Origin of the sequence: Pseudomonas sp. MCal1, from assembly GCF_026341415.1 — a bacterium.
GTDB lineage: Bacteria > Pseudomonadota > Gammaproteobacteria > Pseudomonadales > Pseudomonadaceae > Aquipseudomonas.
The window spans coordinates 86,545-110,938 of sequence record NZ_JAKUMP010000003.1 but is presented as its reverse complement, the minus strand read 5'-3'; the positions used below and the strand labels follow the sequence as shown (position 1 = coordinate 110,938).

Annotated in this window: 27 protein-coding genes; 12 read left to right on the top strand and 15 right to left on the bottom strand. The window is 58.3% G+C overall.

Annotated elements, in window-relative coordinates:
• Positions 1-79 precede the first annotated feature (79 nt).
• Positions 80-910 carry an undecaprenyl-diphosphate phosphatase gene (locus MKZ87_RS06345; RefSeq protein WP_085703045.1) on the top strand — a complete coding sequence of 277 codons (831 nt, stop codon included), beginning with the start codon at positions 80-82 and terminating at the stop codon, positions 908-910.
• Entirely contained in the window at positions 907-1,335 is a 429-nt protein-coding gene (locus tag MKZ87_RS06340) for a DUF1294 domain-containing protein (RefSeq protein WP_266200430.1), read from the top strand. The genes MKZ87_RS06345 and MKZ87_RS06340 overlap by 4 nt, the downstream gene beginning before the upstream one ends.
• On the opposite strand, the gene MKZ87_RS06335 is transcribed toward MKZ87_RS06340, so the two are convergent.
• Positions 1,332-1,691 carry an MmcQ/YjbR family DNA-binding protein gene (locus tag MKZ87_RS06335; protein WP_227235493.1) on the bottom strand — a complete coding sequence of 120 codons (360 nt, stop codon included), beginning with the start codon at positions 1,689-1,691 and terminating at the stop codon, positions 1,332-1,334. The genes MKZ87_RS06340 and MKZ87_RS06335 overlap by 4 nt on opposite strands.
• Complete coding sequence (locus tag MKZ87_RS06330) at positions 1,688-2,596, bottom strand: LysR substrate-binding domain-containing protein (protein WP_266200429.1); 909 nt, start codon at positions 2,594-2,596, stop codon at positions 1,688-1,690. Before MKZ87_RS06330 ends, MKZ87_RS06335 begins: the two co-directional genes overlap by 4 nt.
• Positions 2,597-2,724: 128 nt before the next feature.
• On the opposite strand from MKZ87_RS06330, the gene MKZ87_RS06325 reads away from it, so the two are divergent.
• Both MKZ87_RS06325 and MKZ87_RS06320 read left to right on the top strand, forming a co-directional pair.
• The gene (locus tag MKZ87_RS06325) at positions 2,725-3,336 is read left to right on the top strand and encodes an FMN-dependent NADH-azoreductase (protein WP_085703041.1); all 612 of its coding nucleotides are present in this window, start codon (positions 2,725-2,727) and stop codon (positions 3,334-3,336) included.
• Between the two features lie 234 nt (positions 3,337-3,570).
• The gene (locus MKZ87_RS06320) at positions 3,571-4,608 is read left to right on the top strand and encodes an alpha/beta hydrolase family protein (protein WP_085696333.1); all 1,038 of its coding nucleotides are present in this window, start codon (positions 3,571-3,573) and stop codon (positions 4,606-4,608) included.
• A gap of 4 nt (positions 4,609-4,612) precedes the next feature.
• Here the strand turns inward: MKZ87_RS06320 and MKZ87_RS06315 are convergent, their stop codons facing one another.
• The gene (locus MKZ87_RS06315) at positions 4,613-5,800 is read right to left on the bottom strand and encodes an MFS transporter (RefSeq protein ID WP_085696332.1); all 1,188 of its coding nucleotides are present in this window, start codon (positions 5,798-5,800) and stop codon (positions 4,613-4,615) included.
• A 288-nt stretch (positions 5,801-6,088) separates the two neighbouring features.
• Entirely contained in the window at positions 6,089-7,675 is a 1,587-nt protein-coding gene (locus MKZ87_RS06310) for an ABC-F family ATPase (RefSeq protein ID WP_085696331.1), read from the bottom strand.
• Between the two features lie 390 nt (positions 7,676-8,065).
• Between MKZ87_RS06310 and lpxO the strand changes: the two genes are divergently transcribed.
• Complete coding sequence (lpxO, locus tag MKZ87_RS06305) at positions 8,066-8,965, top strand: lipid A hydroxylase LpxO (protein ID WP_085696465.1); 900 nt, start codon at positions 8,066-8,068, stop codon at positions 8,963-8,965.
• A 42-nt stretch (positions 8,966-9,007) separates the two neighbouring features.
• On the opposite strand, the gene MKZ87_RS06300 is transcribed toward lpxO, so the two are convergent.
• Positions 9,008-9,868: a Ku protein gene (locus MKZ87_RS06300; RefSeq protein ID WP_266200428.1), complete on the bottom strand. Its 861-nt coding sequence runs from the start codon at positions 9,866-9,868 to the stop codon at positions 9,008-9,010.
• 207 nt (positions 9,869-10,075) lie between these two features.
• On the opposite strand from MKZ87_RS06300, the gene MKZ87_RS06295 reads away from it, so the two are divergent.
• Both MKZ87_RS06295 and MKZ87_RS06290 read left to right on the top strand, forming a co-directional pair.
• Positions 10,076-10,417 carry a hypothetical protein gene (locus MKZ87_RS06295; protein WP_085696258.1) on the top strand — a complete coding sequence of 114 codons (342 nt, stop codon included), beginning with the start codon at positions 10,076-10,078 and terminating at the stop codon, positions 10,415-10,417.
• A 50-nt stretch (positions 10,418-10,467) separates the two neighbouring features.
• Complete coding sequence (locus tag MKZ87_RS06290; protein ID WP_266200427.1) at positions 10,468-11,613, top strand: PQQ-dependent sugar dehydrogenase; 1,146 nt, start codon at positions 10,468-10,470, stop codon at positions 11,611-11,613.
• 5 nt (positions 11,614-11,618) lie between these two features.
• On the opposite strand, the gene MKZ87_RS06285 is transcribed toward MKZ87_RS06290, so the two are convergent.
• Positions 11,619-12,722: a GNAT family N-acetyltransferase/peptidase C39 family protein gene (locus MKZ87_RS06285; RefSeq protein ID WP_266200426.1), complete on the bottom strand. Its 1,104-nt coding sequence runs from the start codon at positions 12,720-12,722 to the stop codon at positions 11,619-11,621.
• 92 nt (positions 12,723-12,814) lie between these two features.
• Between MKZ87_RS06285 and MKZ87_RS06280 the strand changes: the two genes are divergently transcribed.
• Positions 12,815-14,389, top strand: a complete 1,575-nt coding sequence (locus tag MKZ87_RS06280) for a RimK family protein (RefSeq protein ID WP_085696255.1) — start codon at positions 12,815-12,817, stop codon at positions 14,387-14,389.
• Positions 14,390-14,396: 7 nt separating this feature from the next.
• Entirely contained in the window at positions 14,397-15,320 is a 924-nt protein-coding gene (locus MKZ87_RS06275; protein WP_085703037.1) for a magnesium transporter CorA family protein, read from the top strand.
• On the opposite strand, the gene MKZ87_RS06270 is transcribed toward MKZ87_RS06275, so the two are convergent.
• The 3 genes from MKZ87_RS06270 to eco form a co-directional block, all read right to left on the bottom strand.
• Positions 15,301-15,639 (bottom strand): DUF2834 domain-containing protein, encoded by a 339-nt coding sequence (locus MKZ87_RS06270; RefSeq protein WP_085703036.1) that lies wholly within the window; start codon positions 15,637-15,639, stop codon positions 15,301-15,303. The genes MKZ87_RS06275 and MKZ87_RS06270 overlap by 20 nt on opposite strands.
• 70 nt (positions 15,640-15,709) lie before the next feature.
• The gene (locus tag MKZ87_RS06265) at positions 15,710-16,015 is read right to left on the bottom strand and encodes an NIPSNAP family protein (protein ID WP_085703035.1); all 306 of its coding nucleotides are present in this window, start codon (positions 16,013-16,015) and stop codon (positions 15,710-15,712) included.
• Between the two features lie 20 nt (positions 16,016-16,035).
• Positions 16,036-16,521 (bottom strand): serine protease inhibitor ecotin, encoded by a 486-nt coding sequence (gene eco, locus MKZ87_RS06260; protein ID WP_085703034.1) that lies wholly within the window; start codon positions 16,519-16,521, stop codon positions 16,036-16,038.
• A gap of 370 nt (positions 16,522-16,891) precedes the next feature.
• Here eco and MKZ87_RS06255 point away from each other — a divergent pair, with 370 nt between their 5' ends.
• A complete protein-coding gene (locus MKZ87_RS06255) occupies positions 16,892-17,158 on the top strand; it encodes a DUF1652 domain-containing protein (RefSeq protein ID WP_085696251.1) in 267 nt (88 codons plus the stop codon).
• Here the strand turns inward: MKZ87_RS06255 and MKZ87_RS06250 are convergent.
• Both MKZ87_RS06250 and MKZ87_RS06245 read right to left on the bottom strand, forming a co-directional pair.
• Positions 17,155-17,553, bottom strand: a complete 399-nt coding sequence (locus tag MKZ87_RS06250) for a hypothetical protein (RefSeq protein WP_085703033.1) — start codon at positions 17,551-17,553, stop codon at positions 17,155-17,157. The two genes, MKZ87_RS06255 and MKZ87_RS06250, sit on opposite strands and share 4 nt — an antisense overlap.
• Before the next feature lie 90 nt (positions 17,554-17,643).
• Positions 17,644-17,904: a DUF2790 domain-containing protein gene (locus MKZ87_RS06245; protein ID WP_085696249.1), complete on the bottom strand. Its 261-nt coding sequence runs from the start codon at positions 17,902-17,904 to the stop codon at positions 17,644-17,646.
• On the opposite strand from MKZ87_RS06245, the gene MKZ87_RS06240 reads away from it, so the two are divergent.
• Together MKZ87_RS06240 and MKZ87_RS06235 are read left to right on the top strand one after the other, a co-directional pair.
• Positions 17,897-18,034, top strand: coding sequence for a hypothetical protein (locus MKZ87_RS06240; RefSeq protein WP_170929684.1), 138 nt, complete (start codon positions 17,897-17,899; stop codon positions 18,032-18,034). The two genes, MKZ87_RS06245 and MKZ87_RS06240, sit on opposite strands and share 8 nt — an antisense overlap.
• Positions 18,035-18,398: 364 nt before the next feature.
• The gene (locus tag MKZ87_RS06235) at positions 18,399-18,695 is read left to right on the top strand and encodes a hypothetical protein (RefSeq protein WP_085703032.1); all 297 of its coding nucleotides are present in this window, start codon (positions 18,399-18,401) and stop codon (positions 18,693-18,695) included.
• 187 nt (positions 18,696-18,882) lie between these two features.
• Here MKZ87_RS06235 and MKZ87_RS06230 read toward each other — a convergent pair whose 3' ends face one another.
• Genes MKZ87_RS06230 through MKZ87_RS06215 form a run of 4 tightly spaced genes read right to left on the bottom strand, consistent with a single transcriptional unit; the run spans position 18,883 to position 24,161 of the window.
• Positions 18,883-20,697 (bottom strand): DUF2235 domain-containing protein, encoded by a 1,815-nt coding sequence (locus MKZ87_RS06230; protein WP_085703031.1) that lies wholly within the window; start codon positions 20,695-20,697, stop codon positions 18,883-18,885.
• Positions 20,694-21,173: a DUF3304 domain-containing protein gene (locus MKZ87_RS06225; protein WP_085703030.1), complete on the bottom strand. Its 480-nt coding sequence runs from the start codon at positions 21,171-21,173 to the stop codon at positions 20,694-20,696. The genes MKZ87_RS06230 and MKZ87_RS06225 overlap by 4 nt, the downstream gene beginning before the upstream one ends.
• Before the next feature lie 55 nt (positions 21,174-21,228).
• The gene (locus tag MKZ87_RS06220) at positions 21,229-22,068 is read right to left on the bottom strand and encodes a DUF4123 domain-containing protein (RefSeq protein ID WP_266200425.1); all 840 of its coding nucleotides are present in this window, start codon (positions 22,066-22,068) and stop codon (positions 21,229-21,231) included.
• Positions 22,068-24,161, bottom strand: a complete 2,094-nt coding sequence (locus MKZ87_RS06215) for a type VI secretion system tip protein VgrG (protein WP_266200424.1) — start codon at positions 24,159-24,161, stop codon at positions 22,068-22,070. The genes MKZ87_RS06220 and MKZ87_RS06215 overlap by 1 nt, the downstream gene beginning before the upstream one ends.
• Positions 24,162-24,394: the final 233 nt, after the last annotated feature.

Genomic DNA, 24,394 nt, shown 5'->3' with positions numbered 1-24,394 from the left:
TTGACCAGCTACGCTGAACGCAGTGAACGTAAAAAATACTATCGGGGCATGCCGCCTGGCATCGCTCTTTGGGGGATTGATGGATCTTTGGACGGCCTTGCAGGCATTGATACTTGGAGTTGTAGAGGGGCTGACGGAGTTTTTGCCCATATCCAGTACCGGACACCAGATCATTGTTGCCGACTTGCTCGATTTCGGAGGCGAGCGGGCCATGGCGTTCAACATCATCATCCAGCTCGGCGCGATTCTCGCGGTGGTCTGGGAATTCCGGCGCAAGATCCTCGACGTGGTCATCGGTTTGCCGACTCAGCCAAGTGCTCGGCGCTTCACCGCCAATCTGCTGATTGCCTTCCTGCCCGCCGTGGTGCTGGGCGTGATCTTCGCCGACCTGATTCACCATTACCTGTTCAACCCGATCACCGTGGCTGCCGCGCTGGTGGTGGGCGGGATCGTGATGTTGTGGGCCGAGCAGCGTCAGCATGAAGTGCACGCCGAAACGGTCGATGAGATTCGTTGGACGGATGCACTCAAGATTGGCTTCGCCCAGTGTCTGGCGATGATCCCCGGTACTTCGCGTTCCGGCTCGACCATCATCGGCGGCCTGTTGTTCGGCCTGTCGCGCAAGGCGGCCACCGAGTTCTCGTTCTTCCTGGCGATGCCGACCATGGTCGGTGCGGCGGTGTATTCGGGCTACAAGTACCGCGACCTGTTCGTACCGGCAGACTTCCCGGTGTTTGCCATCGGCTTCGTCACGGCGTTCATCTTCGCCATGATCGCGGTGCGCGGCCTGCTCAAGTTCATCGGCAGCCACAGTTACGCGGCCTTCGCCTGGTATCGGATCGCCTTCGGTCTGGTGATTCTGGCGACCTGGCAATTTGGATGGATCGACTGGTCGGCCGCCCAGCCATGAGTGATTCCCGCGCACGCCGCCCGGATCGCGGGTCTTCCGGTGGCAATATCCAGCATTTGAAACTGAAACTGTTGGTGCTGCTGATCGTCTGCGCGTTGCCGCTGTCCGGCTCGCTGTCGATGTGGCTGCGCGGGATTTCCCTGGTACCGCTGACCGCTTACGGACTGGTCAGCGTGCTGGCGTTTTTTCTGTACTGGGCGGACAAGCGCAAGGCCCGCGCCGACGCCTGGCGTACGCCGGAAAACATTCTCCATGCGGTGGAGCTGGCCGGCGGTTGGCCGGGTGCGCTGATCGCTCAACAGGTCTTGCGGCACAAGACGCGCAAGGTGTCGTTTCAGGTGCTGTTCTGGGTGATCGTGGCGTTGCATCAGGTGTTCTGGATCGATCAGTTGTTCCTGGGTTCGAACCTGCTGGCACTGTTTTAGAGCAACAGCCCGACCTGAGCGCGCTTCGGCAGCTTGCTCACCACCAGTTGATGGGAGCGCTGCAACAGCCCTCGCAGTTCCTCGGCGCCCAGCGGGTAGGGCGGGTGCATGATGATCCATTGCGCCCGGGCCAGATACGGCGCCGGATGAATCCCCGGCCGGTCGCAATGACCGAGAAACAGATCCTTGTCGACCTTGAATGCCAGCGAATCACCGCGCAGGCCCTGCAGGGCAAACATCTTGTTGCCGGCAATCGAAAACACCCGCACGCCACCCCATTTGTAGTCTTCCCGCGCGCCGGGCAAGGCCAGACAAAATTCTGCGACGTCCGTTTCGCTCATCTTTCCTTGTTTCATAACAGCCGTTCTCCACAGGCATTGAACGATTCGACCAGATGATCGATCCACGCGCGCACCGCCGGCATCACCCCGCGCCGATGCGGATACACCGCTTGCAGCCAGCCGCCGGGCAATGACCAGTCCGGCAGCAATTGCACCAGCGTGCCGTTATCCAGCTCCGCTTCGCAATACATCATCGGCAATAGAGTGAAACCCTGTCCGGCCAGCACGCACGCCTTGCGCACGATGAAATCGTCGATGCCCAGCCGGGCTTCCAGTGCCAGGTCGCAACTCTTGCCGTGCTGATCGAGCAGACGCACATGCACCATGCGATCCGCCTCCAGGGCGCCCAGCACCGGCAGGCTCTTCAGGTCCTGCGGATGATTGATTTCCACTCCCTGTATAAAGGAAGGGCTGGCCACCACCACCATTTGTGCCTGACGCAGTCGGCGGGTCACCAGCATCGGTTCTTCATCGCCGTGTTCGCGCACACGCAGGGCCACGTCAATGCCTTCGGTGATGAGGTCGACCCGGCGATTGAGCAGGGTCACTTCCAGTTGCACCTTGGGATATTTGCCAAGGAAATTGCTGATCACCACCGGCAGCATTTCATGGGCCAGCCCGGTCGGACTCGAAACCCGCAGGCGACCGCGAGGCTCGCTGGACATGCTGGCCACCGTTTCATCGGCCATTTCCGCTTCCAGCAGCATCGCCTGACAGTGACGCAGATATCGCTCGCCGACCGCCGTCAGCTTCAGTTGGCGAGTGGTGCGTTGCAGCAGACGCGCGCCGAGGCGCTCTTCCAGCTCGGCGATGCGCCGCGAGAGGCGTGACTTGGGGATGCCGAGCAAGCGGCCAGCGGCGGCGAATCCGCCGGCCTCCACCACTTTGGCGAAATAGTAGAGATCGTTGAGGTCTTGCATGGGGGAAATCCGACTGTTCTATCAGTGGGACAAACTATCGCATTGTTGCCGTCTAATCAGCTATTGGTTTCATCGGTAGGATTGCCACCATTCCGTCGCCACCGGCGATTCATTCCAGGAGATTCCACATGAAACTGCTGCACATCGATTCGAGCATTCTGGGCGACAACTCCGCTTCCCGTCAGCTGAGCAGCCAAGTGACTCACGCCTGGCAAGCCGCCGAGCCAAGCGCTGTCGTGACCTATCGCGACCTGGCCGCCGACGCTATCAGCCACTTCTCGTCGACCACCCTGGTTGCTGCCGGCACCACCGCTGAACTGCGCAACGCCGCACAACAGCACGAAGCCGAACTGAGCGCCACCACCCTGGCCGAGTTCATCGCCGCCGACGCCATCGTCGTGGCTGCACCGATGTACAACTTCACCGTGCCGACCCAACTCAAAGCCTGGATCGACCGCATCGCCGTTGCCGGCCAGACTTTCCGTTACACCGAAGCCGGCCCTGAAGGTCTGTGCGGCGGCAAGAAAGTGGTGATCGTGTCCACCGCTGGCGGTATCCACGCCGGTCAGGCTTCGGGCGTGGCGCACGAAGACTACCTGAAACTGGTGTTCGGCTTCCTCGGCATCACCGACATCGAAGTCGTGCGTGCCGAAGGCCTGGCCTACGGCGAAGAAGTGCGTAACAACGCGATGACTGCCGCTCAAGCGAAGATCAGCGAGCAACTGTTCGCCGCCGCGTAAGGCTTGCGTAAAGAACAGCTCCTGTTCAGGCAAACCCTCAAAAACTCTGTATTCTGGTTTCGCAAGGCCAGATACGGAGTTTTTTGTTTCTGACTGTTACATAATCTGGCCCGGGTTATGCAGTCCGATGATCAACGTCTGAGTGCAACGCCGCGCCGGATCACCGAACCTCGGAATCTCCGGCGTCGAACTCCACGGATCTTTCGATTGAGTAACAACAGGGTGGGGCATCCCATGATGCGTCTTTGTGCAGCGTTACTGATTTGCCTGCTCGGCAGCCTGAATTCAGTGCACGCTGCGCCCGGGCAGCACCCGCGCTGGAGCGTCGGGTATCACGAGATGACGTTCCTCGATCCGCTCGACCTGCAACCGATGCGCGCCATCGCGTTCTATCCCTCCAGCGACCGCGAACATCTGAGTCTGCTTGAAGGCTATTCGGTCGAGGCCGGCGAAGACACCAAAGTCGCCATCGGTCGTTTCCCGATGCTGATGTTGTCCCACGGCAACACCGGCACGCCGCTGGCGCTGCACGACCTGGCCACGTCACTGGCCCGCAAGGGTTTTGTGGTGGTGGCGGTGATTCACCCCGGCGACAACTCCAAGGATCACAGCCGCCTCGGCACACTCAGCAACCTTTACGGTCGGCCGATCCAGATTTCCGAAGCCATTACCGCCACGCTGGGCGACCGCATGCTCGCGCCGTATGTCAACGCCGAACAGGTTGGCGTGATCGGCTATTCGGCGGGCGGCGAAACGGCGTTGATTCTGTCCGGTGCACAGCCTGATCTGGATCGTCTGCGCCGTTACTGCCAGGAGCGCCCGGACGACCGCGACGCCTGCAACACTCAAGGTGAGTTGATTGTCGACCGCGATGATCTGCAACCGGTGGCCGATCCGCGCGTGCATGCATTGCTGCTGATGGCGCCGCTGAGTCTCAAGTTTGGTCGTCACACTCTGGCCGATGTGCATGTGCCGGTGCTGCTGTACAGCGGGGACGGCGACAAACTGGTGGCCTTCGACAAAAACGCCGCGGCCCTGGCGCGCAAGCTGCCGACTGCGCCGGATTTCAAACTGTTGGCCGGGGCGGGGCACTTCGTGTTCATGGCGCCGTGCACCGAAGAGCAGATCCTCGCCATGCCGGCGTTGTGCACCGATGCCGATGGTGTGGACCGCGAAGACATCCACCGCAACCTGATTTCCGAGGCCGGGCGGTTCTTCTCCCATGCCTTGGGCAGGCCGACCCGCGCGGGAATGCAGACGGCGGATCAGTGAGCGCTCACGCCATGGCCCGGCGCTTGAGCAGCAAGGTCAATCCCAGTCCGGTCACGGACAGCACGGCCGCACTGAAGAAAATCCACGAATAGCCCAGATTCAGCGCCACCGCGCCCATCAACGGCCCGGCAATCGCCAGCGCCAGATCGAAAAACACGGCATAAGCACTCAGCCCTGCGCCGCGACTGGAGTTGGGCACTTGCTTGATTGCTTCGACGCCCAGCGCCGGGTACACCAGCGACAGGCCGAAACCGGCCAGACCGGCACCGATCAAGGCATACGCAGTCGAAGGCGCCAGCCACAGCATGACCAGGCCGACGGTTTCGATGGTCATGCAGGCAATCGCCGAGGTGAATCCGCCGAAACGCCCGATGGCTGAAATGAACAGCAGGCGCGACAGAATGAAACACACACCGAACACAGTCAGGCAGTACGCCGCGCCGGTCCAGCCGCGATTGAGGTAATACAGAGTAATGAAGGTGGTCAGCGTGCCGTACCCGATCGACGCCAGGCTCAGACTGGCACCGAACGGCGCAATCCGCCCGAACACCGCCCAGAACGGCAGTCTTTCACCGCGCACCACCGGCACCGACGGCTTGTTGCGGATCAACAGCAAGGCGCCGGCCGCGAGCAATGACAAAGCGATGCCGAGGCTCTCGAAACCATAGTCGGCGACCATCACTACGCCCAGCGGCGCGCCGATGGCAATCGCACCGTAAGACGCGATGCCGTTCCACGAAATGGAGCGCGCGGTGTGTTCGGCACCGACCTGGCCCATGCACCAACTGATGGTGCCAACGCCGATCAGGCCCTGGGCGATCCCCAGCAGCAGACGACCGACGATCAGGATCGACAGGCTCAACAGCGGCAAGCTCTGCAACAGCGTCGAAACCAGCGTCAGCACACCGCTGAGCACAATCCCCGACAAGCCATACACAATCGCCCGCTTGGTGCCGACGGTGTCCGACATGCGCCCGGCCATCGGCCGGCTGAGCAGGGTGGCCAGGTATTGCGAACCGATTACCAGCCCCGCAATGACTGCACTGAAACCCAGTTGTTCGTGGACATAACCGGGCAGCACCGCAATCGGTAAACCGATGCAGAGGAAGGCGATAAAGGTATAGAAAACGATAGAGACGATCTGCAGGGTGATCGCCATGGAGCTTTGCGGAGGCTTTTGCTGCGCAGACATGAGGGCTCGTTCGCGGGCGGCGGTGGGAGAGTTGGCATCATGGCTTGGCGCTGAAATAAAAGAAAGCAGGCTAACGATCGTTTCCACGCACCACGCACTAACGTCCTCACGTTGATCGTTCCCACGCTCCGCGTGGGAATGCAGCCCGGGACGCTCCGCGTCCCTTCCAGAGCTGGAACGCGGAGCGTCCCTTGAGGCATTCCCACGCAGAGCATGGGAACGATCAGGAATGAGCAAAAAAAAGCCCTGTCACAAGGACAGGGCTTTCTGTTTACCGCTCGATTCGACTCAGAACACCACGCCTTGGCTGCGCAGGTAATCGTCGTAGGTGCCGCTGAAGTCGGTCACGCCGTTCGGGCTCAGCTCGATGATGCGCGTGGCCAGGGACGATACGAACTCACGGTCGTGGCTGACGAAGATCAGCGTGCCCGGGTAGTTTTCCAGCGCCAGGTTCAGCGCCTCGATCGATTCCATGTCCAGGTGGTTGGTCGGTTCGTCCATCACCAGAACGTTCGGCTTTTGCAGGATCAGCTTGCCGAACAGCATGCGACCTTGCTCACCACCGGAGATCACCTTCACCGACTTGAGGATCTCGTCGTTGGAGAACAGCATGCGGCCCAAGGTGCCACGGATCATTTGTTCGCCCTGAGTCCACTGACCCATCCAGTCGAACAGGCTCACATCGTCTTCGAAGTCGTGGGCGTGGTCCTGAGCGTAGTAACCCAGTTCCGCGCTTTCGGTCCACTTCACGGAACCAGTGTCCGGGGTCAGTTCGCCCATCAGGGTGCGCAGCAGGGTGGTCTTGCCAATGCCGTTCGGGCCGATGATCGCTACGCGCTCGCCGGCTTCAACGGTGAAGCTGAAGTTCTTGAACAGGGTCTTGCCGTCGAAGCCCTTGGACATCTGCTCGATGGTCACGGCCTGACGGTGCAGCTTTTTGGTCTGTTCGAAGCGGATGAACGGACTCACGCGGCTCGATGGCTTGACCTCGGCCAGCTGGATCTTGTCGATCTGCTTGGCACGGGAAGTGGCCTGTTTGGCTTTCGAGGCGTTGGCCGAGAAGCGGCTGACGAACGTTTGCAGTTCGGCGATCTGGGCTTTCTTCTTGGCGTTGTCCGACAGCAGTTGCTCGCGGGACTGGGTCGCCGCCGTCATGTACTCGTCGTAGTTGCCCGGGAACAGGCGCAGCTCGCCGTAGTCCAGGTCGGCCATGTGGGTGCAGACGCTGTTCAGGAAGTGACGGTCGTGGGAAATGATGATCATGGTGCTGTTACGCGCCGTCAAAATCGTTTCCAGCCAGCGGATGGTGTTGATGTCCAGGTGGTTGGTCGGTTCGTCGAGCAGCAGCACTTCCGGATCGGAGAACAGTGCCTGGGCCAACAGAACGCGGAGTTTCCAGCCTGGCGCCACTTCGGTCATCGGGCCGAAATGCTGTTCCAGCGGAATGCCCAGACCCAGCAGCAGTTCACCGGCACGGGATTCGGCGGTGTAGCCGTCCATCTCGGCGAACTCGGTTTCCAGCTCGGCCACGGCCATGCCGTCTTCTTCGCTCATTTCCGGCAGCGAGTAGATGCGGTCGCGCTCGGCCTTGACCTTCCACAGCTCTTCGTGACCCATGATCACGGTGTCGATCACAGTAAATTCTTCGTAGGCGAACTGATCCTGACGCAGCTTACCCAGGCGCACGTTCGGCTCGAGCATTACCTGGCCGGCAGACGGCTCAAGATCGCCACCGAGGATTTTCATGAAGGTCGACTTGCCGCAACCGTTGGCGCCGATCAGGCCATAACGGTTGCCGTTGTTGAATTTGACCGAAACGTTTTCAAACAGCGGCTTGGCGCCGAACTGCATGGTGATGTTAGCTGTAGAAATCAAAGGTTTTTCCTGCGAAGCATTCTGAAAAGCGAGGTGCGGCCGGAGCGCTTGGCCCGAGTCGAAGTGCGCTGAGGCGGGGCAATTCCCGTCATCAACCAAGGGGGCGCGTAAAGTTTGGCGGCGATTGTACTGGTCTGGCTCTTTAAACGATAGGGCAGTGACACCCGGAGTGCCGATTGGTGCAATCGCGGGACAGTTTTTCACAGATGAAGGTTCACTATTGGTTACAAACTGTGGCTAAAATGCCATCCATTCACCCGGCGCCCTTCCAGCGCGCGGGCTCAGGGATGTGCCACCGGGACGCTGTTTTGTATTCAGACACTGCGAAAGGCCTGTTGCCAACGCCTGAAAGGCGCGCAGTTTGTTCACTTCTGACGTGTGACGATTTCCGTGAAACTCATCATTGCCGCTGTATATGTCATTTCCATTGCATACGTTCACCTGCGGGGGCGCGTGCGCCACAAACTAGGTCGTCAACTGAGCGATCACTCTTCGTTCCTGGCACCGATCAACTGCTTCCTTTATCTGTTCTCGAAAAAGCCCAATACCCCGTATCTGGACCCGAAAGACTTCCCCGACCTGACTCCGTTGCAGACGCACTGGGAAGAGATCCGCGAGGAAGGCCGCAATCTGCTGCGTGCCGGCGAGATCAAGCGCTCGAACCAGTACGACGATGTTGGTTTCAACTCGTTCTTCAAGACCGGCTGGAAGCGTTTCTACCTGAAGTGGTACGGCGACAGCCACCCGTCGGCGCTGCAACTGTGCCCGCGCACCACTGAGCTGGTGCAGAGCATCGGCTCGATCAAGGCCGCGATGTTCGCCGAATTGCCGCCGGGCTCGAAACTGGTGCGTCACCGCGACCCGTACGCCGGTTCCTACCGTTATCACCTGGGGCTGGAAACGCCGAACGATGCCGGTTGCTACATCAACGTCGATGGCGAGAACTATCACTGGCGTGATGGCGAAGCGGTGATGTTCGACGAGACCTTCATTCATTACGCGGAAAACACCACTGACCAGAACCGCATCATCCTGTTCTGTGACGTTGAGCGTCCGATGAAGTACCGCTGGGCAGCGGCATTCAACGGCTGGTTCAGCCGCAACGTGATGTCGGCAGCCGGCGCACCGAACGATGCCGGTGACCGCACCGGTGGCATCAACCGCTTGTTTACCAAAATCTACAAGATTCGCCTGCGTGGCAAAGAGCTGAAAAAGCGCAATCGCAAGCTTTACTACATGGAAAAGTGGGCGATCTTCGGCGGTCTGCTGGCGATCTTCATTCTGATCTGACGAATCGGGCGACTGTTGAAAGACAGTCGCCCGATTTGATTTTCACGACGCTTTTTTGGTCTTCTTCGCCGTTGTTGACTTGCTGGCGGTCTTCTTCGCCGGTTTGGCCGGAGCCTTCCCGCCGAGACTGCGCTTGAGCAGTTCGGTCAGGTCGATAACATCGGCCGATTTGCGCTCTTCTTCGCCCTCAACGGTCTCAACGTCTTCGATCTTGCCCTCATGGGCCTTCTTGTCCACCAGCGCCATGATCTTGTTTTCGAACTCGTCCTTGTAGTCCTCGGGCGTCCACTCCGCGGTCATGTCTTCAACCAGCCGTTTGGCCATTTCCAGTTCGCCCTTCGCCAACTGCGGCTTGGTCACTTCACTGCCCAGCGCCAGTTCATCGAGGCTGCGTACTTCCTGCGGCCAGCGCAGCTTCACCAGCACCAGCGCCGACTCCAGCGGCATCAACGCCGCCAGATACTGGCGCGTGTGTAAAACCACGCGGGCGAGGGCGACCTTCCGGGTTTTGCTCAAGGTTTCACGCAGCAATGCGTAGACCTTGCCACCGCGTTTGTCGGGGGCCAGGTAATAGGGCGTGTCGATGTTCTGCAAAGGGATCTGTTCACTGTCGACGAAAGCGAAAATGTCGATGGTCTGGGTCGACACCGGGTGCGCCGAACGGATTTCTTCCTCGCTGAGCACCACATAGCGGCCTTTTTCGAATTGCACGCCTTTGACGATGTGCTCTTTGGTGACCTCCTTGCCGGTGACCTTGTTGACCCGCTTATAGCCGACCGGGTCCATGCTGCGGCTGTCGAGCCAGTCGAAGTCAACGCCGTGTGACGAGGTCGCCGAAACCAGAGCCACAGGGATATGCACCAGACCGAAACTGATTGCGCCTTTCCAGATTGCCCGAGCCATGGTGCTGTTCTCCAAGTGATGTTCGGGTGACCCGTGGCCCGGCGCAAAAGTTTCCGTTGTTTGCGGAGGCGGCGGTAAACGGCAGGTCAAGCCGTGTTACATCTTGTTTAGCGGTGACGGGTTAACAAATCCGAACCCACGGCGTAGCGTGGACTCGAAGGCTCTAAGCCACGTGCATCAAAACACGCACATCCAGAGAGGCCGCTCATGAACCGTTTCCTGCTAGGCATTGCGTTGCTGGCCCTCAGTGGCGGGCTGGTTCATGCCGAGGGCGCAACCACGTATTCATCGCTGTTGCTGGCACAAAGTCCGACCGGCAACAGCAACAACCCCTACAACAGCCCGATCCGCCGGGCGAATCCCAACAGCATGCAGGGCACCCAGCCCAGCGCTCCGCCGCTTCGCGGGCCGAACACGGTGCCAGTGCCCCGGCCACCGACCCTGGAAAACCGCGGTATCGGCAACGGTCAGCCGCCGCGCTCCGTTCCGAGCAAGCCCCCCACCTTCATTCCCAATCCTCCAGCCCGTGACAGCGGGAGCAACCGTTGAATGGCAGAGCCACTTCTGTCAGCCCTTCAAACGAACAAAAGGAATCGTGCATGTTGCGTAAAACCCTTCTGGCCGGTCTATGTGCCAGCGCACTGATCGCAGCCCCGGCGTTCGCCGCCGCCCCCAAAGAGCTGCAAAGCGAGCAGGGCACCCTTGAAGTCACGACGATTACCCAAGGGCTCGAGCATCCATGGGCCTTGGCTTTCCTGCCGGATCGTCAGGGCATGCTGGTGACCGAACGCCCCGGTAACCTGCGGGTGGTGGATGCCGGCGGCAAGCTGTCTGCGCCGATCACCGGTGTACCGGACGTCTGGGCCAAGGGGCAGGGCGGATTGCTCGATGTGGTGCTGTCACCGGATTTCAAACAGGATCGGCTCGTTTACCTGTCCTACGCCGAGGGCGGCGGTGCGGGTGACAAGGCCGGAACGGCGGTGGGGCGCGGGCGTCTTTCGGATGACCTGAAAAGCCTGAAGGACTTCAACGTGATCTTCCGCCAGGAGCCGAAGCTGTCGGTCGGCAACCACTTCGGCTCGCGGCTGGTGTTTGACCGGGACGGTTATCTGTTCATCACTCTGGGCGAAAACAACGACCGCCCGACCGCGCAGGATCTGGACAAGCTGCAAGGCAAAGTCGTGCGGATCTACCCCGACGGCAAAGTACCCGATGACAATCCCTTTGTCGGCCAGTCCGGCGTGCGCCCGGAGATCTGGTCCTACGGCCACCGCAATCCCCAGGGCGCCGCGCTCAACCCGTGGACCGGCACCGTTTGGGAAAACGAGCACGGTCCGCGCGGCGGCGATGAGGTGAACATCATCGAGCGCGGCAAGAACTACGGCTGGCCGCTGGCGACTCACGGCATCAACTACTCCATGCAACCGATTCCGGAAGCCAAGGGCAAGACCGCCGAAGGCACGGTAGGGCCGCACCATGTCTGGGAAAAGTCCCCGGGCGTTACCGGGATGGCGTTCTACGATGCCGATCGCTTCAAGCCGTGGCAGCACAACGTTTTCATCGGTGCGCTGGTGACGCAGGAACTGATCCGCCTGCAGTTCGACGGCGACAGGGTGGTGCATGAAGAGCGCTTGCTGGGCGAACTGAAACAGCGGATCCGTGATGTGCGCCAAGGGCCGGATGGTTACCTCTATGTGCTGACCGATGAGTCCGACGGATCGCTGTACAAAGTCGGACTCAAATGAATCCTTCATGCGGATGAGCGGGCATAGAGCACAACCGCCGCCCGCAATTTGCCACGCCCGAAGCGGCACATCTTCTCGAACTCCCCATGGCTGACCGGCACATGCTGGCAGTCCATGGGCTGACGGTGCTGGCTGTGATCGACATCCGGGTCGTGCAGGTAGACAAAGTCTTCATCGCAGTCGGTGACGATTACCCAGTGCGGCGACTTGGAACGAGTCAGGCGATAGCTGCTGATCAGCACCAGAGGCTGCCCACCGTCGGCCAGTAGCGCCGGCAGGTCCAGTGTTGCGCCAATGAGTTGAACGACATCGGAGTCGTTCAGCTGCGCCATGAACTCGTCGTGCACCAGGCGCATGACGTCTTTTTTATGCGCGTCCCGCACTCCGTCGAGAAACAGCGGCCCGGTCATGCTCAGTTGCAAACGCACTGTAAAACCCCGGCGCCAGGCCGCCAGTGCCAGGCCTTGCGGGCTGCAACCGCCGTGGCCGGCGGTCATGAACACCGTGGTTGCCTCGCGCCACAACTGCAATTCCTCGCGTCGCTCCAGCAAGCGATCGGCTTGCAACGCCCCCATGGCCATCAGCAGGCAGGCCGGGCCGCAGGTGAAATCGGTGGTTTGGCGGTAATAGGGGACCTTGATGTCGCGTGAATCGCGGTGCTGGAGAATGCGTTTCTCCAGCCGCAGCGCGTCGGCGTGATCCTCGTAGTAGTCATGGATCAGCGCGAAGCGCCGGTAGCCGTTGCGCTCATACAGGGCAATGGCGGCGGGATTGTCGGTGCGCACTTCCAGCCGCAGGTACGCGCAATCGTGCTCAAGCGCACAGGCCTCGATCCGTTGCAGCAGTTGTTTGCCCAGACCGCCGCCGCGCGCTTCGGGCGCAATCGCAATGGAATACAGCCGGGCCAGTGAAGTGCCGCGATGAAACAGCACCAGCGCATAACCGGCCAGTTGTCCCTCGCGTTCGGCCACCCACAATTGCCCGTGTGCCCGGGTGATCATCCATTGGAAACTGCGGCGCGTGAGCCGGTCTGTGGTGAAACAGTGCATCTCCAGCGTGAGCAATGCTGGCAAATCCTCAACGACTGCCAGGCGAAAAACAGCATTCATATGACCACCGTAAAAGTTGCGTAACGAAACGGGACTTTCGAAAAACTTCGTGCTTAATAGAAAAGGTCTTGTTCTCCAACGGATCAATTTCTATGTCAGCGGTACAGGGTCATTGGCGCGAAGTATCCATTCAAAGTTTGCCACCGGCAACTTATTTAAAACCGCAGATCAGAACTTCCAGCCAAGTGTTGATCATCGTCGAACGCAAGGAAGACTGGGCTTCGTATTTTCCCAGCGAGGACATCCTGACGGCCCAGGAATACCTCGAACAACCACCCGACAACGAGCAGGGAAAACGGGTGCAGGTGATCAATCTGTGCCGAAGTTACAAGTACCTGGGCCACGGCTACTACTGCTCGCTGCTGGCCGAGGCCCGGGGGCACAAGGTGATTCCTTCGGTGCGGACCATCAGCGAGCTGACCCGAAAATCTCTTTATGGTCTGGCCCTGGATGACCTGGATAAAACCCTGGAAAAAGCCCTCAGCCATCATCTCTATAGCGATACCGAAGGTTTTACCCTCACACTTTATTTCGGCAAAACGCATATCGAACCGTTGCAGGATCTCGCCCGGCAATTATTCGAAGTATTCCCGTGTCCGATTCTGTTAGTTGAATTTCGCCGAACTAACGGTTGGCACATCGAAGGTATAAAATCCGGTGCCTTGCATAAGTTGCGTGACGATCAGGAAGACCAGTTCGCCAATGCGCTGGACGGCTTCAGTCGCAAGATCTGGCGAGTTCCGCGTTCGCCGCAAGTGGCGCGTTATGACCTGGCGATCCTGCATGATCCGCAGGAGGCGTTACCGCCGTCCAACGCTCGGGCACTGGAAAACTTTGTGCGGGTCGGCAAGGGCATGGGCATCGATGTCGAACTGATCGAACGCAAGGACTACGCAAGGCTGGCCGAATACGACGGCTTGCTGATCCGCGAGACCACTAGCGTCGACAACCACACTTACCGCTTCGCCAAGAAGGCCGAAAGTGAGGGGCTGGTGGTGATGGATGATCCGACGTCGATCCTGCGCTGCACAAATAAGGTCTATCTCACGGATCTGCTCAACAGCCATCAACTGGGCATGCCGGCTACGGAAATCCTCTACAAGGAACGACCCGAAGATTTCGAGCGAGTCGGCGAGCGCCTCGGCTTTCCACTGGTATTGAAGATCCCGGATGGTTGCTTCTCCCGTGGCGTGATCAAGGTCGAGAGCCAGCAGGCCTTGCTGGACGCCACCGCCGAGCTGTTCGAACATTCGGTGTTGTTGCTGGCCCAGGAGTTTTTTTACACCGAGTACGACTGGCGCATCGGCGTGCTCAACCGCAAACCGATCTTTGCCTGCCAGTACTTCATGTCCAAGGGCCATTGGCAGATTTACAACCACAAGGCCAAGGGCCAGGACGTCAACGGCGAGTGCCGCACGTTGGCGATCCACGAAGCACCGCGCGCGGTGGTGGAACTGGCGGTGAAGACCGCCAACCTGATCGGCGACGGACTTTACGGCGTCGATTTGAAACAGGCGGGCGACAAGGTGGTGGTGATCGAGGTCAACGACAACCCGAACCTCGACGCCGGCATCGAAGACGCTTATTTGCAGGACGATCTGTATTCACTCGTGTTGGAAGAATTTGTGCGGCGCCTCGAACTCAAGCGCCGTGGCCAGGCCTGGTGACCGGCCGATGATCAACAGCTTTGCACTCAATCACGGCGCCTTGCAGCGGGTCGAGCGACTGGACGCCGAGGTGATGCTGTTCAGCGACCCGGACGCTGCCGAGCGCGATTTGCTCCACAGTCACTTCAAACTCGATGAACACGCGCTGGCCTCGGCGCTGGACCCGGACGAGGTGTCGCGGATTGAATTCCATCCCGATCATCTGTTCCTGATCTGGAAGCGCCCGGAGAACTATTCCGGCGGCGGCAGCCTGGCCTTCGAGGTGTCGTCGTGCGGATTGCTGTTTTCACCAGGTCAGTTGCTGTTGATCGCCACCGACGACACGCCGCTGCACGGTCTCGGCACGGGCCGACCACTCAATACGCCGCTGGATGTGTTGCTGGACCTGCTGTTCAACAACATCCATCACTACCTTGGGCACTTGAAGGTGATCAAACTGGTCGCCCGGGAGTTGCAGCAGAAATTCAACGCCTCGATGCAGAACCAGCATCTGGTGCAGATGTTCAACCTCAGCGAAAGCCTGATCTATTACATCAACGCCCTGCACAGCAATGGCGCGGTACTCACACGCCTGCGCAATCACGCGGAAAAACAGCATTTCGGCAGCGAAGCAATTGGCCTGATCGACGATCTGATCATCGAAAACAACCAGTGCTACAAGCAGGCGGAAATCTACTCGACGGTGTTCTCCGGGCTGATCGACGCTCGGGGCAACCTGATGAACAACAGCATGAACAACCTGCTGCGCAAACTCACGTTGATCAACGTGGTGTTCCTGCCGCTCAACCTGATTGCGAGCATTGGCGGCATGTCGGAATTCAGCATGATGACCGCCGGCACGCCATGGTGGGTGTCGTACCCGTTATTCCTGGCGGCGATGCTGTTGGGGGCGGGCGGGATGCTGTTCGGGCTCAGGCGGCTGGCGAAATGACCGGGGCCGGGCGTTTGCGATCCTGCAGGCCCCGAACAACCAGGTACAACAACGGCCCGACTGATACAAACACCGCCGTCAGCAACAGATACGGCACCACTGACCAGCCCGACTGCCCACGCTTGCGCGCGTCCTTGTACATCCAGACGCCGGCCAGTGTTGCCAGCAGATAGAGATCGATTACCACCTGCGCAGTGTCCGGCCGCGACATCAGGCTGATGCCGAAGTCGATCAGCGATTGCTCGGCTTGCAGCATCACGGAAACGGTGTAGCCGCTGAAGGCAATCAATGCAGTGAGGGGCAGGGCGATGGACATCATTAATCCTTCCTTGGTCAGATGAGTCGGAGTTTCCGGCAGAGCAGCTGTCAGCCGTTGGCAGTTGAAGCATTCAGGGCAGCAGTGGGCGCAGAAAACTGCGTTCGTAGCTGACGATGAACTTCTTTTCGACCAGATCGGCCACCAGTGCCGTGCTTTCCGGGTCGGTCAGTGCGATGTGGCGATAGCTTTCGTAATCCGCCAGCGACGGGAAACTGAACAGGCAATACGCGATATTGCTCGCGCCTTCCGAGGGCAGGAAGTAGCCGTGATGCGTTCCGCCCAGCCGTTCGACGATGCCGAGCCAAGTCTTGGCGTAGGCTTCGAATGCGTCCAGCTGGTAGGGGTCAATCACGTATCTGACGTGGCAGGTAATCAATGCCGCTGCTCCTTGGCGAGTTACTCGGGAATGGCGGTGCCGACTTTTTCCGAGGCCGACCAGATGCGATAACGCACTTCGACGTCCGACGGTGCGTAAACCACGATTGGCAGCTTGCTGTTGTAGCGCACGGTGAAGCCGTCACCGATGACCGGTACGAACGCACGCTTTTTCTGGGTGCCGGGTGGGCAGGCCATCAGGGTGCTCATCGGGCCGCTGACTTTTTCCAGGCGATAGAACGGATAGCCCCAGCCTTCGAGGTTTTTCTCTTCGAGGGTGCCGCCCAGGCGCTGGCGGTTGCAGTCGACTTCGAGGGTCTTGCCGGCGAGGATTTCGACTTTGAAGTTTTCTTCCTGGGCCTGTTGCGGCAGGTGGATGACTTGGCGCGTGAAGCCCGCTTCAGCCTTCGGATAAGGCGCGGTGTCTTCAAGCTTGGCGGCGTGGGTGAGGGTGGACAGGCTGGCGAGCATCAGGCCGGCGGTCGCGTAAACAGTGAAATTTCCCATTGAAGCCTCCTGGCGGGTGTACGTTGGTTGACGGGCATTCTCACTGTCACAGGGGATGAATGCAAACCGCCAGCCGCATGCAAATTGCAGTGCCTGCACGATCGGATCTTGCATTTTGCAACTGGCCAGTTGCCTGTCTTTTTGCCAAGTCATTGATTTGCAAGGAGGTGAATGCAACCTGATGAAAGGCACGTTTTATGCGTTGATTTGGTGCAGCGCACCGAGTTTGGGCGCCTACACTCCAATGGGCTTTCGCAGTACAGCCGCTTGTCACACCCAAGGATTCAGCGGGGATACACCCGTGGGAAACTGTGGCAACGGTCGACGTGAATACTTGATTGGCAGTCTCACAGTAAGGAGAGGTTTCGCCATGTTTCTGTCTGCCTTGGAACTCCGCAACATCATTGAAAGCAGCTTTCTACCGAAACGCTGTCAGTGCACGCTGTCCCCGGATCTGTCGATGACCGTCAAGGTGTATGGCGATCACAAGACCGATCAGGTTGAGCTGCTGGTGAGTGGCATTGATGCCAGTCATCTGAACAGCTGTCGCGAAATCAACGGCCTGATCGCCGGGTTGCGCTCGGATCTTGCGCAACAATCGGCAATCCATTCAGTGCCGCGATCCCGAGTCGTTTAACTGACTGTTTCACCCAGTTCGACCGTCACGCGCCGGGCCTGCAAGAAGCCAAGGCCCAGCGCGAACTCTACCAGCACCGCGAGCAGAATCCCGGGGCCGGCGTGGCCGTTGAGCCATTCAGCAAAACCCAGCACCGCCAGGCCAAAACAGCCGACGATAAAGCCGTTGCTCAGCGCATTACGCGCGATCGACACCGGGGCGTTGCGCACCAGATAAAACATCACCCCCAGCGCCGCAAACAGCACCGCCATGCGTCGTGCAACAAATCCTGCTGCCTCTGTGTACTCAATACTCCAGATCGCCAGCAACATCTGTGGCGCCAGCCCCCACGCCAAAGACAGCAGAAAACACAGGGAGAAAGTGAGGGTCGAGAGCGTGCGAAACGACAACTGCATGGCGAATCCTTGCGGCAGTGAGGAGGGCCCCGAGCATACCCTTCGAGACCCGTGTTCGCCTACCGCAAAGCCGCAAATCAGAGCTTTCTGTCAGTTTTGGAAGCTGCACGCGTCAGATAATTTCCGGTAACTGATTTGCTCGGGTTTGCCGGCGTTGTCGATGTACTTCATGTCGGCGGTGATGACCTTGCATTCCTGTGTCGGCGGCTCAGTCAGGGATACCACTTTGGCGACATGCAACGGCATGCCGTATTCATAGGGAACAGCCTTGGCGGTGTCATTGGCCTGGGCCAGCCCGGCAAACGCGGTGCAGGCGAGGGCAGTGGTGAGCAGGAACGGACGAATGTTCATGATGGACTCCGGTGCGACGGAAAATGAGTTCGGCATGTTGCAAGCCAAACCTGCCGCACTGGGCATCAGCCAGGGACTGAGGGCGTGCGGTTCAGTAGAGTTTTTGACCGCGGCGTTAAGCGATGGTTAACCGGGCTGAACGCCGGCTGTCCGGACGGGGATTGTTTCACGGGGGAGTCTCGGCGGATTCCTACAAGGGTGGATGCCTTGTCTGCTTTCGGGGGCTGGAGTGGGGCGGTTATGGTTTGGTGTCGCTGCAAAATCAGCGGCTTAGGTTTGGTCACCTAACGTAATCACCTGTGCATGTGTGCCATTATTCGCCCCGACGAACATTCGTGTCCGTGGAGTGCATTGCTGTGGCGGCTGTGTGCAGGGTCGCCTTCGGGCGAGCCGAGTCAGGTGGTTCTCGGTTGACCAAGCCTGTTCACAGTCCGCCTCCCCATCGTTTGGTCACGGTGCTGGCGGTTACTTTCAAGCTGCCTTGAGTAATTCCAATGCCAATCCTGAAACTAAGCTCCTCCCGCTATCTCCCGCTCAACAGCGGCGTCACCGACAGCGCACCGCTGGTCATCGACACCCAAGCCAACCCCCAAGACATCTTCGAAGCCGCCGTCCAGCGCGTACGCGCCGCCGCCGACCTGCTCGAAACCCTGCACTGCCTGTGCTTCAAACACGCCGATGTCCAGGACATTCCCCACATCACCCATGCGCTATACCTGCTGACGCAGGATGGCAGTGATTTGCTGCAAGTTGCGCAGCAGAAAATGTTGAGCTGGCAGGCTCCGGTTTGATGGTTTGAAAAGCGGCCTAGTATTCACGGGCAGAAGCATTATCTGCCCGTGATGCTGTTGGAGGCTTTCGATGAGCTAAAGGCGAGGCTCTTCATCCGGGACTGGATCATTTATGAAATCAAAGATATCCAAACTAGTCTGTCAGGGGGCAATTTGAGCCTAACCTTAGACTATCCTTACTTCGACTCTAAGCGCCTGACGATTGCGTCGATGGCTTACGCATCATTTGCTCCATGTAGTCTGGCGACATTCCTTTAGTCTTTTTCAAATCAGGAATATCGAACTCTCGAACCAGGAAATATTTTATTGTGCTCGGGGATTGCGTCATATTGTTTATCATGAATCTATCACTCAGATAGAGCTCCAGAAGATCTTCGATGTCGAAGCTGAGGCCCTTTGGTTGCGGGGCAAACCATTCATCCAATAATGCCTTTTCTGATTTCGAAGCAAGTCCGATGCGCAGACGTTTGGCTTCTCTATCAACTTCCTCAAGCCAACCAAGCTCAGCGCGAAGACTTTCTTTGCTCTCACGTGTCTGTTTTAGAGACGTATCACGCTTTTTGGCTTGAGCTTCGGTTTCGCTACCCATTCCCAACATGCGCTTGAAAGATCCATTTTCACCAAAAACCGGTCGCTCCAAACGCTCTTCTTCCTCGGAATAAGCACGGTGTTGCTCACTGTACAACTCCCACAGTCCGCGAAGTCTTTGAATATAAAGACGGCGATGGGCGAGAAAGGCATCGGCAGAAACTTTTTTATTGCCAGCCTTGGAAATGTATCGATTACTCGCCTCAATGGCGCTTGTGCCATTAATGTGGTCGTGTAACTCGAAGAAACTGGACACGTATCTATCTTTTTCCTGGAGCTTTGCCATCGAAGGGAAGGGAACTCCGGCACTGTAGGCTGCGCGGTACATATCGTGCAGAGCTGCCATGTGTAGTTCGCGACTGTGAGGGGTACTGTCTTTTTTTAGTCCTCCCCCTACATCAAAACTTGTTCCTGGAACCAAGCGCTCTTCCCAGCGCGGGGTGAGTGATCCAGTGCCAATCAGTCGAGCACGCCTGTTATCCCTGCATTCATGAGCAGCAACTAGATGAAGGGCTGATTTTACAGGGCCCGGCAGACACTCTCCGTCATCGACTTTATTGGAGATTGGCAGCAAAAAATCAAGAACGACAGATGCTTCCATGCTTCTATCGACCGCATCGAACAAACCCGCGAAGATAACTTCAAGTTTTGCGCCTTTGTAGGTAGTAGTACCAGGGTCGCACGCTTCGAATATCTTATGAGCAAAGGCTCGCGCCAGTGTTGCGCCATAATCGAATCCGAATATCGACACAGATATTTTCTTGATCGAAATCGGATTTGCCTTTTTCACATCTTCAACGAGTTTTTCGAATCGATTTGTTGCGGCTTCTAATCGAGTATCCACACCAGTTTTGAGTAAGCTAAAAACAACTTCGTCGTCACGGACCGGCGAGACACCTTCGACTGACGCTTTTGCTGCTGCTGTGGCAATCGTGGAAATAATATTCTTCGGTCTTATATTGTTCGTGAGGTTTTCCCACCAGTTTTTTCCCGTCAAAAGGTCCTTGCCAACATCGACAGCCGCTTCTGTAGCGTTATCCTTAGGCAGCTTTGAGACATCATCCTTGACTTTACTCACTGCGCCATTGAGGTCGGCGGAACTGGTAGTTGCGTTTGTTCCTAAAGTAGCGTCGAAAGATGTAGCGAGCCCGGATATGTAGAATTTATGATACTGGTTGGCTGGGTCGGAGGGCGCAGCCGTCTTTTCATGAGGATAGGCAAGAAAAAGCCGTCCAATATTCGTAACTCGGTCCTCTCTTAAGTCCTTCTCGAGATTTCGACTGACGCCGTCAAAAAAAAATCCTACGTGAAGAGTTGCTTCACAGGGCAATACCGAACTCTTCTTACCCACCGTGTCCGTGTTTGAACGCGCGCTGATAGCTTGTGCATCAGACAAGTTTTTTGGTGTGCTCATGGATGACTTCCTGGTCCGTCAGATGGAGGATTTGCTGAGTTTTCCGGAGCGTACCTCGTATCCAGGGTCGTGGCAGACCACAAAAGCTCAATCTTGTTTTCGGGGAGAAAATAGACGTGCAATGTATCGTCTCCGGCTTTACGTTTTGGCAGGGGCAACAGAGCCTCATGTCTCTCTATTTTCATGCCCTGGTCCTCCTGAGCTTTTGACATGCTCAGGATCCAAACTAATTTGGCATTTTCTCCGGATATGTCCCAGCAGCAGGTGACGCCTCCGTTTCCACCCCAGTTATCATTTACCCAGTAGCTACCGACAGGTCTGTCCATATAGTTATGAGACGTCAACGCCGCGCCGGGCATTCGGTTTTGGCTATAAATGAAAAATGCTAAAAAAGGGGCAGCAATAATAAGGATGCCGATAGCTAAGGCTCGGTTCTTCCATCTGCGTTGATTCAAATTATTCAGGCTTAACGACATTGAATATTTCCAGGGCTCTTTTTCACCAATCGGCTTTCTACGGAAAAATGTTGACTCATTCAGACAACTCCCTCATCACAACCCCAAGCGGCAACTTCTCCCCAACAGCCCGCTCTTTGGCTGTGTTCCACATCGGCCAATTCGCCGGAAACTCGGGATCCATCAATTGCAGGCTGGCAAACAGGCTGACGTCTTCCGGGTCCGACAAGCCTTCTGCGCGACCTGCGTCCAGCGCCTGCTTGACCTGGTTCAATCGGTCGCCATGGCAGCTACTGGTGAATACCTCTGGCGCGTCTTTTTCCAGTTCGGTGGTCAGGTTGTAGGGCAGGGGGTCGACCTCCATGTCCTTCCATAACCTGGCGTCGAGGAAAATCGGCTGGTACTTGCCCGGCTGTTCCAGGTTGAGCCCTTTGAAGCATTGCCACTCATCATCCGCCGTTGGCACCCACCACTCTTGCAACGGGCCGAAAAGCCAGGCATGCCAGGACAGATCGTCGCGGGCGTGGAGCATCGGCAGCACTTCAGGGGCGTAGCTGCGGATCATCAGGACTTCGCCGGCTTCGTTTTTTGCCAGCAAGGCGTCGCTCAGGTGCGCTGCGAGTTTGTCGCCGGGGCAGTCGGTGCGGATCCAGCTGGCCATGGCAGTGCAGCCGGTGAAGTATTCGTGGGCGAGAAAGGCCTCGAATTCCATGTCGCTGACGTCCACGAGCCATGGGCCGTAGTTGCGCAATTCGGCGAACTCCGGTTGAAGCATCAAGGGGCGGCGTGACGGATCGGATTTGAGGAATTGTTGTCGATCCGGCTCGGAGAGCAGGCCCGCTTCAACGATTGCGAATCGCGACTGTGCGTTTTTATGCGCCTCTGCCCAGGCTTTCGCTGCGTCGTCCTTCGTCATCAATTGGCTCCCGATTGCAGGGCCAGTTTTTCCCGCATGGCTTTCTTCAGGCACTCAACGCAGATGCCTTTCGGCGCCTTCAGCTTCGGCACTACGGCCAGCGATTCAGCCTCGATCTTTTGATTCAGCCGGGTTTGCATCAAGCGTCCGGCATTGTCGAGGGCTGCCAGGCCAGGAATGAAAGGCACGAGGATCTGAATACCGGAACCCACACCCGGCGCACCGCCAGTATTGGCCTTCACTTCCGCACCGCTGATGGTCACACCACCCGCATCAACCTTGACGAAACTGCCGCCAGCCTTGGCCGTCAGTTCCATACCACCCTCGATCACGACCTTGTCGCCGGCGTGGTAATGAATCTCCGTGCCCGCTTCAACGAACTGCGCGGTGCCGACCTTCACATGCTGGGTCACGCCCACGGTCAGGTGATCATTCGCCCGCATCTCACTGACACGATCCAGATGAGTGATGCGGTGCTCTTCAACCTTGAATTCACTTAAAACATTGGCTTCGACCGTGTCATGCCGTTCGTTGCCAACCCGAATCTTCTGGTCGTGCTCAATGTTCTCATCCCAGTCGCGCTGGGCATGGATGTAGATCTGTTCCGCGCCTTTTTTGTCTTCGATGCGGAATTCGTTGTAGCCCTTGCCACCCGGTGAGCTCAGGGTCTTGAAGGTGCTGCGGGTCTTGTTCGCCGGCAGGTCGTAGGGAACGACGTTTTCCTTGTGGTACAGGCAGCCGGTCACCAGTGGCTGGTCGGGGTCGCCTTCGAGGAAGGTCACCAGCACTTCCATGCCGATCCGTGGGATGGCGATGCCGCCGTAGGCAGCGCCGGCCCAGCCGCTGGCGACCCGCAGCCAGCAGGTGGTCTTGTCGTCGGCCTGACCTTCGCGGTCCCAGTGGAATTGCACTTTCACGCGGCCGTACTGGTCGCAGTGGATTTCTTCGCCGGCGGGGCCGGTGACAATGGCGGTCTGGCTGCCGAGGACTTTCGGTTTCGGGTGTTCGAGGGCAGGGCGGTAGTGGGCGTCCCACGGGGTGGCCACGAAGCTGTTGCGATAGCCCTGGTGGAAATCGCTCTTGTTGTCGGTGACGTCGCTGGTGACGTTTTCGCCCAGCACTTGCGGCTGCTTGCCTTCGTGGAATATTTCCAGCAGCAGCCACAAATCGTTCCACTCGGCGCGCGGGTGCTCGGCCAGGGTCAGGAAGTGGCCGGTGGTCAGGGTCGGCTCGTCACTTTTGCCTTCAGCCAGTTTGTAGTCACTGCGATGGCGTTCCAGGGCGCGGGTCGATAGGAACTTGCCGCGCTCACGCGTGGTGAAGCGGCCGGGGTAGTCGTAGTCCTCCAGGTCCGGGGCGAACGCGGACTTGACGGCACCTTCGGGCAGGATCTTCGGTTTTTCGAAATCGTAATCGCGGCGGCTGACGCGGCTGGTGCGGGTTTCCAGGCGCAGGTTGAAGCGCTTGATGACCGGTTTGTCGGCGGTCATGCCGGAGTCTTGCTGGTAGTTCACCGGTTTCAGTTTGCGGAACACGGTCTGGTCGTCGCCGAACACCAGTTTGTGGCCGCTGCTGCCGTGCTGGAAGTGGAAGTGAATGCCTTCCTCTTCGCACAGGCGCTGGATGAAATGCAGGTCGGATTCGTCGTACTGCACGCAGTAGTCGCGTTCCGGATACTCGGCACCGAGCTGGAAGCTGTAGGCGTCGGACAGGATCCCGCGATCTTCCAGCACCTGGGCAATGATCTTCGGCACCGTCATTTGCTGGAAGATCTGCTGGTCATGGTTGTGCCGCAGGTAGGCCAGTTGCGGCACCAGACTGATGCTGTAACGGGTCAGGGTCTTGCCGGAATCACCTTGCTCGATGCGGTACACCAGACCATGAATCTTGCCCTCGCCAGTGGCGCCGAAGGTCAGGCAGCCAGGCTTGTGCAGGAGTTCTTCGAGTTTGAGGTCGGGGCGGGCGCTGACCAGTTCGAGGTCGAAACGGAACGGTTCGTTGAGGGCTTCGCGACCGGTAAAGCTGAGGACTTGCAGGTCGGCGGAGGCGCCTTCGAGCGTGAGGGTAATGTGGGTAGCATTGGCGTCCAGCATGCCTTTATTTCCGTCCTTTGGATTAGCGTGGGCGGATGGTGCAGGATTAAACCGCCTCGTTCAAGGCGCAAATGCCGTAGAAGCACAGGCCTGAAGTCATAGGGAAAACCCTTAGGTCGGCTGTTTCGCCCCATGAAACAGGCACTTGCGCGCGAGAGATTGCGTGCAATCGTCAACCTCAGCGTCCAGGAACAGCCAGTCAGTTTCAGACTAAAGTCGCCTGTAGCACGTCA

Bases quoted from the DNA above. Each gene is read 5' to 3' on its own strand.
- MKZ87_RS06345 (WP_085703045.1), top strand. From the start codon at position 80: ATGGATCTTTGGACGGCCTTGCAGGCATTGATACTTGGAGTTGTAGAG.
- MKZ87_RS06340 (WP_266200430.1), top strand. From the start codon at position 907: ATGAGTGATTCCCGCGCACGCCGCCCGGATCGCGGGTCTTCCGGTGGC.
- MKZ87_RS06335 (WP_227235493.1), bottom strand. From the start codon at position 1,691: ATGAAACAAGGAAAGATGAGCGAAACGGACGTCGCAGAATTTTGTCTG.
- MKZ87_RS06330 (WP_266200429.1), bottom strand. From the start codon at position 2,596: ATGCAAGACCTCAACGATCTCTACTATTTCGCCAAAGTGGTGGAGGCC.
- MKZ87_RS06325 (WP_085703041.1), top strand. From the start codon at position 2,725: ATGAAACTGCTGCACATCGATTCGAGCATTCTGGGCGACAACTCCGCT.
- MKZ87_RS06320 (WP_085696333.1), top strand. From the start codon at position 3,571: ATGATGCGTCTTTGTGCAGCGTTACTGATTTGCCTGCTCGGCAGCCTG.
- MKZ87_RS06315 (WP_085696332.1), bottom strand. From the start codon at position 5,800: ATGTCTGCGCAGCAAAAGCCTCCGCAAAGCTCCATGGCGATCACCCTG.
- MKZ87_RS06300 (WP_266200428.1), bottom strand. From the start codon at position 9,868: ATGGCTCGGGCAATCTGGAAAGGCGCAATCAGTTTCGGTCTGGTGCAT.
- MKZ87_RS06295 (WP_085696258.1), top strand. From the start codon at position 10,076: ATGAACCGTTTCCTGCTAGGCATTGCGTTGCTGGCCCTCAGTGGCGGG.
- MKZ87_RS06290 (WP_266200427.1), top strand. From the start codon at position 10,468: ATGTTGCGTAAAACCCTTCTGGCCGGTCTATGTGCCAGCGCACTGATC.
- MKZ87_RS06285 (WP_266200426.1), bottom strand. From the start codon at position 12,722: ATGAATGCTGTTTTTCGCCTGGCAGTCGTTGAGGATTTGCCAGCATTG.
- MKZ87_RS06280 (WP_085696255.1), top strand. From the start codon at position 12,815: ATGTCAGCGGTACAGGGTCATTGGCGCGAAGTATCCATTCAAAGTTTG.
- MKZ87_RS06275 (WP_085703037.1), top strand. From the start codon at position 14,397: ATGATCAACAGCTTTGCACTCAATCACGGCGCCTTGCAGCGGGTCGAG.
- MKZ87_RS06270 (WP_085703036.1), bottom strand. From the start codon at position 15,639: ATGATGTCCATCGCCCTGCCCCTCACTGCATTGATTGCCTTCAGCGGC.
- eco (WP_085703034.1), bottom strand. From the start codon at position 16,521: ATGGGAAATTTCACTGTTTACGCGACCGCCGGCCTGATGCTCGCCAGC.
- MKZ87_RS06255 (WP_085696251.1), top strand. From the start codon at position 16,892: ATGTTTCTGTCTGCCTTGGAACTCCGCAACATCATTGAAAGCAGCTTT.
- MKZ87_RS06250 (WP_085703033.1), bottom strand. From the start codon at position 17,553: ATGCAGTTGTCGTTTCGCACGCTCTCGACCCTCACTTTCTCCCTGTGT.
- MKZ87_RS06240 (WP_170929684.1), top strand. From the start codon at position 17,897: ATGTTCATGATGGACTCCGGTGCGACGGAAAATGAGTTCGGCATGTTG.
- MKZ87_RS06245 (WP_085696249.1), bottom strand. From the start codon at position 17,904: ATGAACATTCGTCCGTTCCTGCTCACCACTGCCCTCGCCTGCACCGCG.
- MKZ87_RS06235 (WP_085703032.1), top strand. From the start codon at position 18,399: ATGCCAATCCTGAAACTAAGCTCCTCCCGCTATCTCCCGCTCAACAGC.
- MKZ87_RS06230 (WP_085703031.1), bottom strand. From the start codon at position 20,697: ATGAGCACACCAAAAAACTTGTCTGATGCACAAGCTATCAGCGCGCGT.
- MKZ87_RS06225 (WP_085703030.1), bottom strand. From the start codon at position 21,173: ATGTCGTTAAGCCTGAATAATTTGAATCAACGCAGATGGAAGAACCGA.
- MKZ87_RS06220 (WP_266200425.1), bottom strand. From the start codon at position 22,068: ATGACGAAGGACGACGCAGCGAAAGCCTGGGCAGAGGCGCATAAAAAC.
- MKZ87_RS06215 (WP_266200424.1), bottom strand. From the start codon at position 24,161: ATGCTGGACGCCAATGCTACCCACATTACCCTCACGCTCGAAGGCGCC.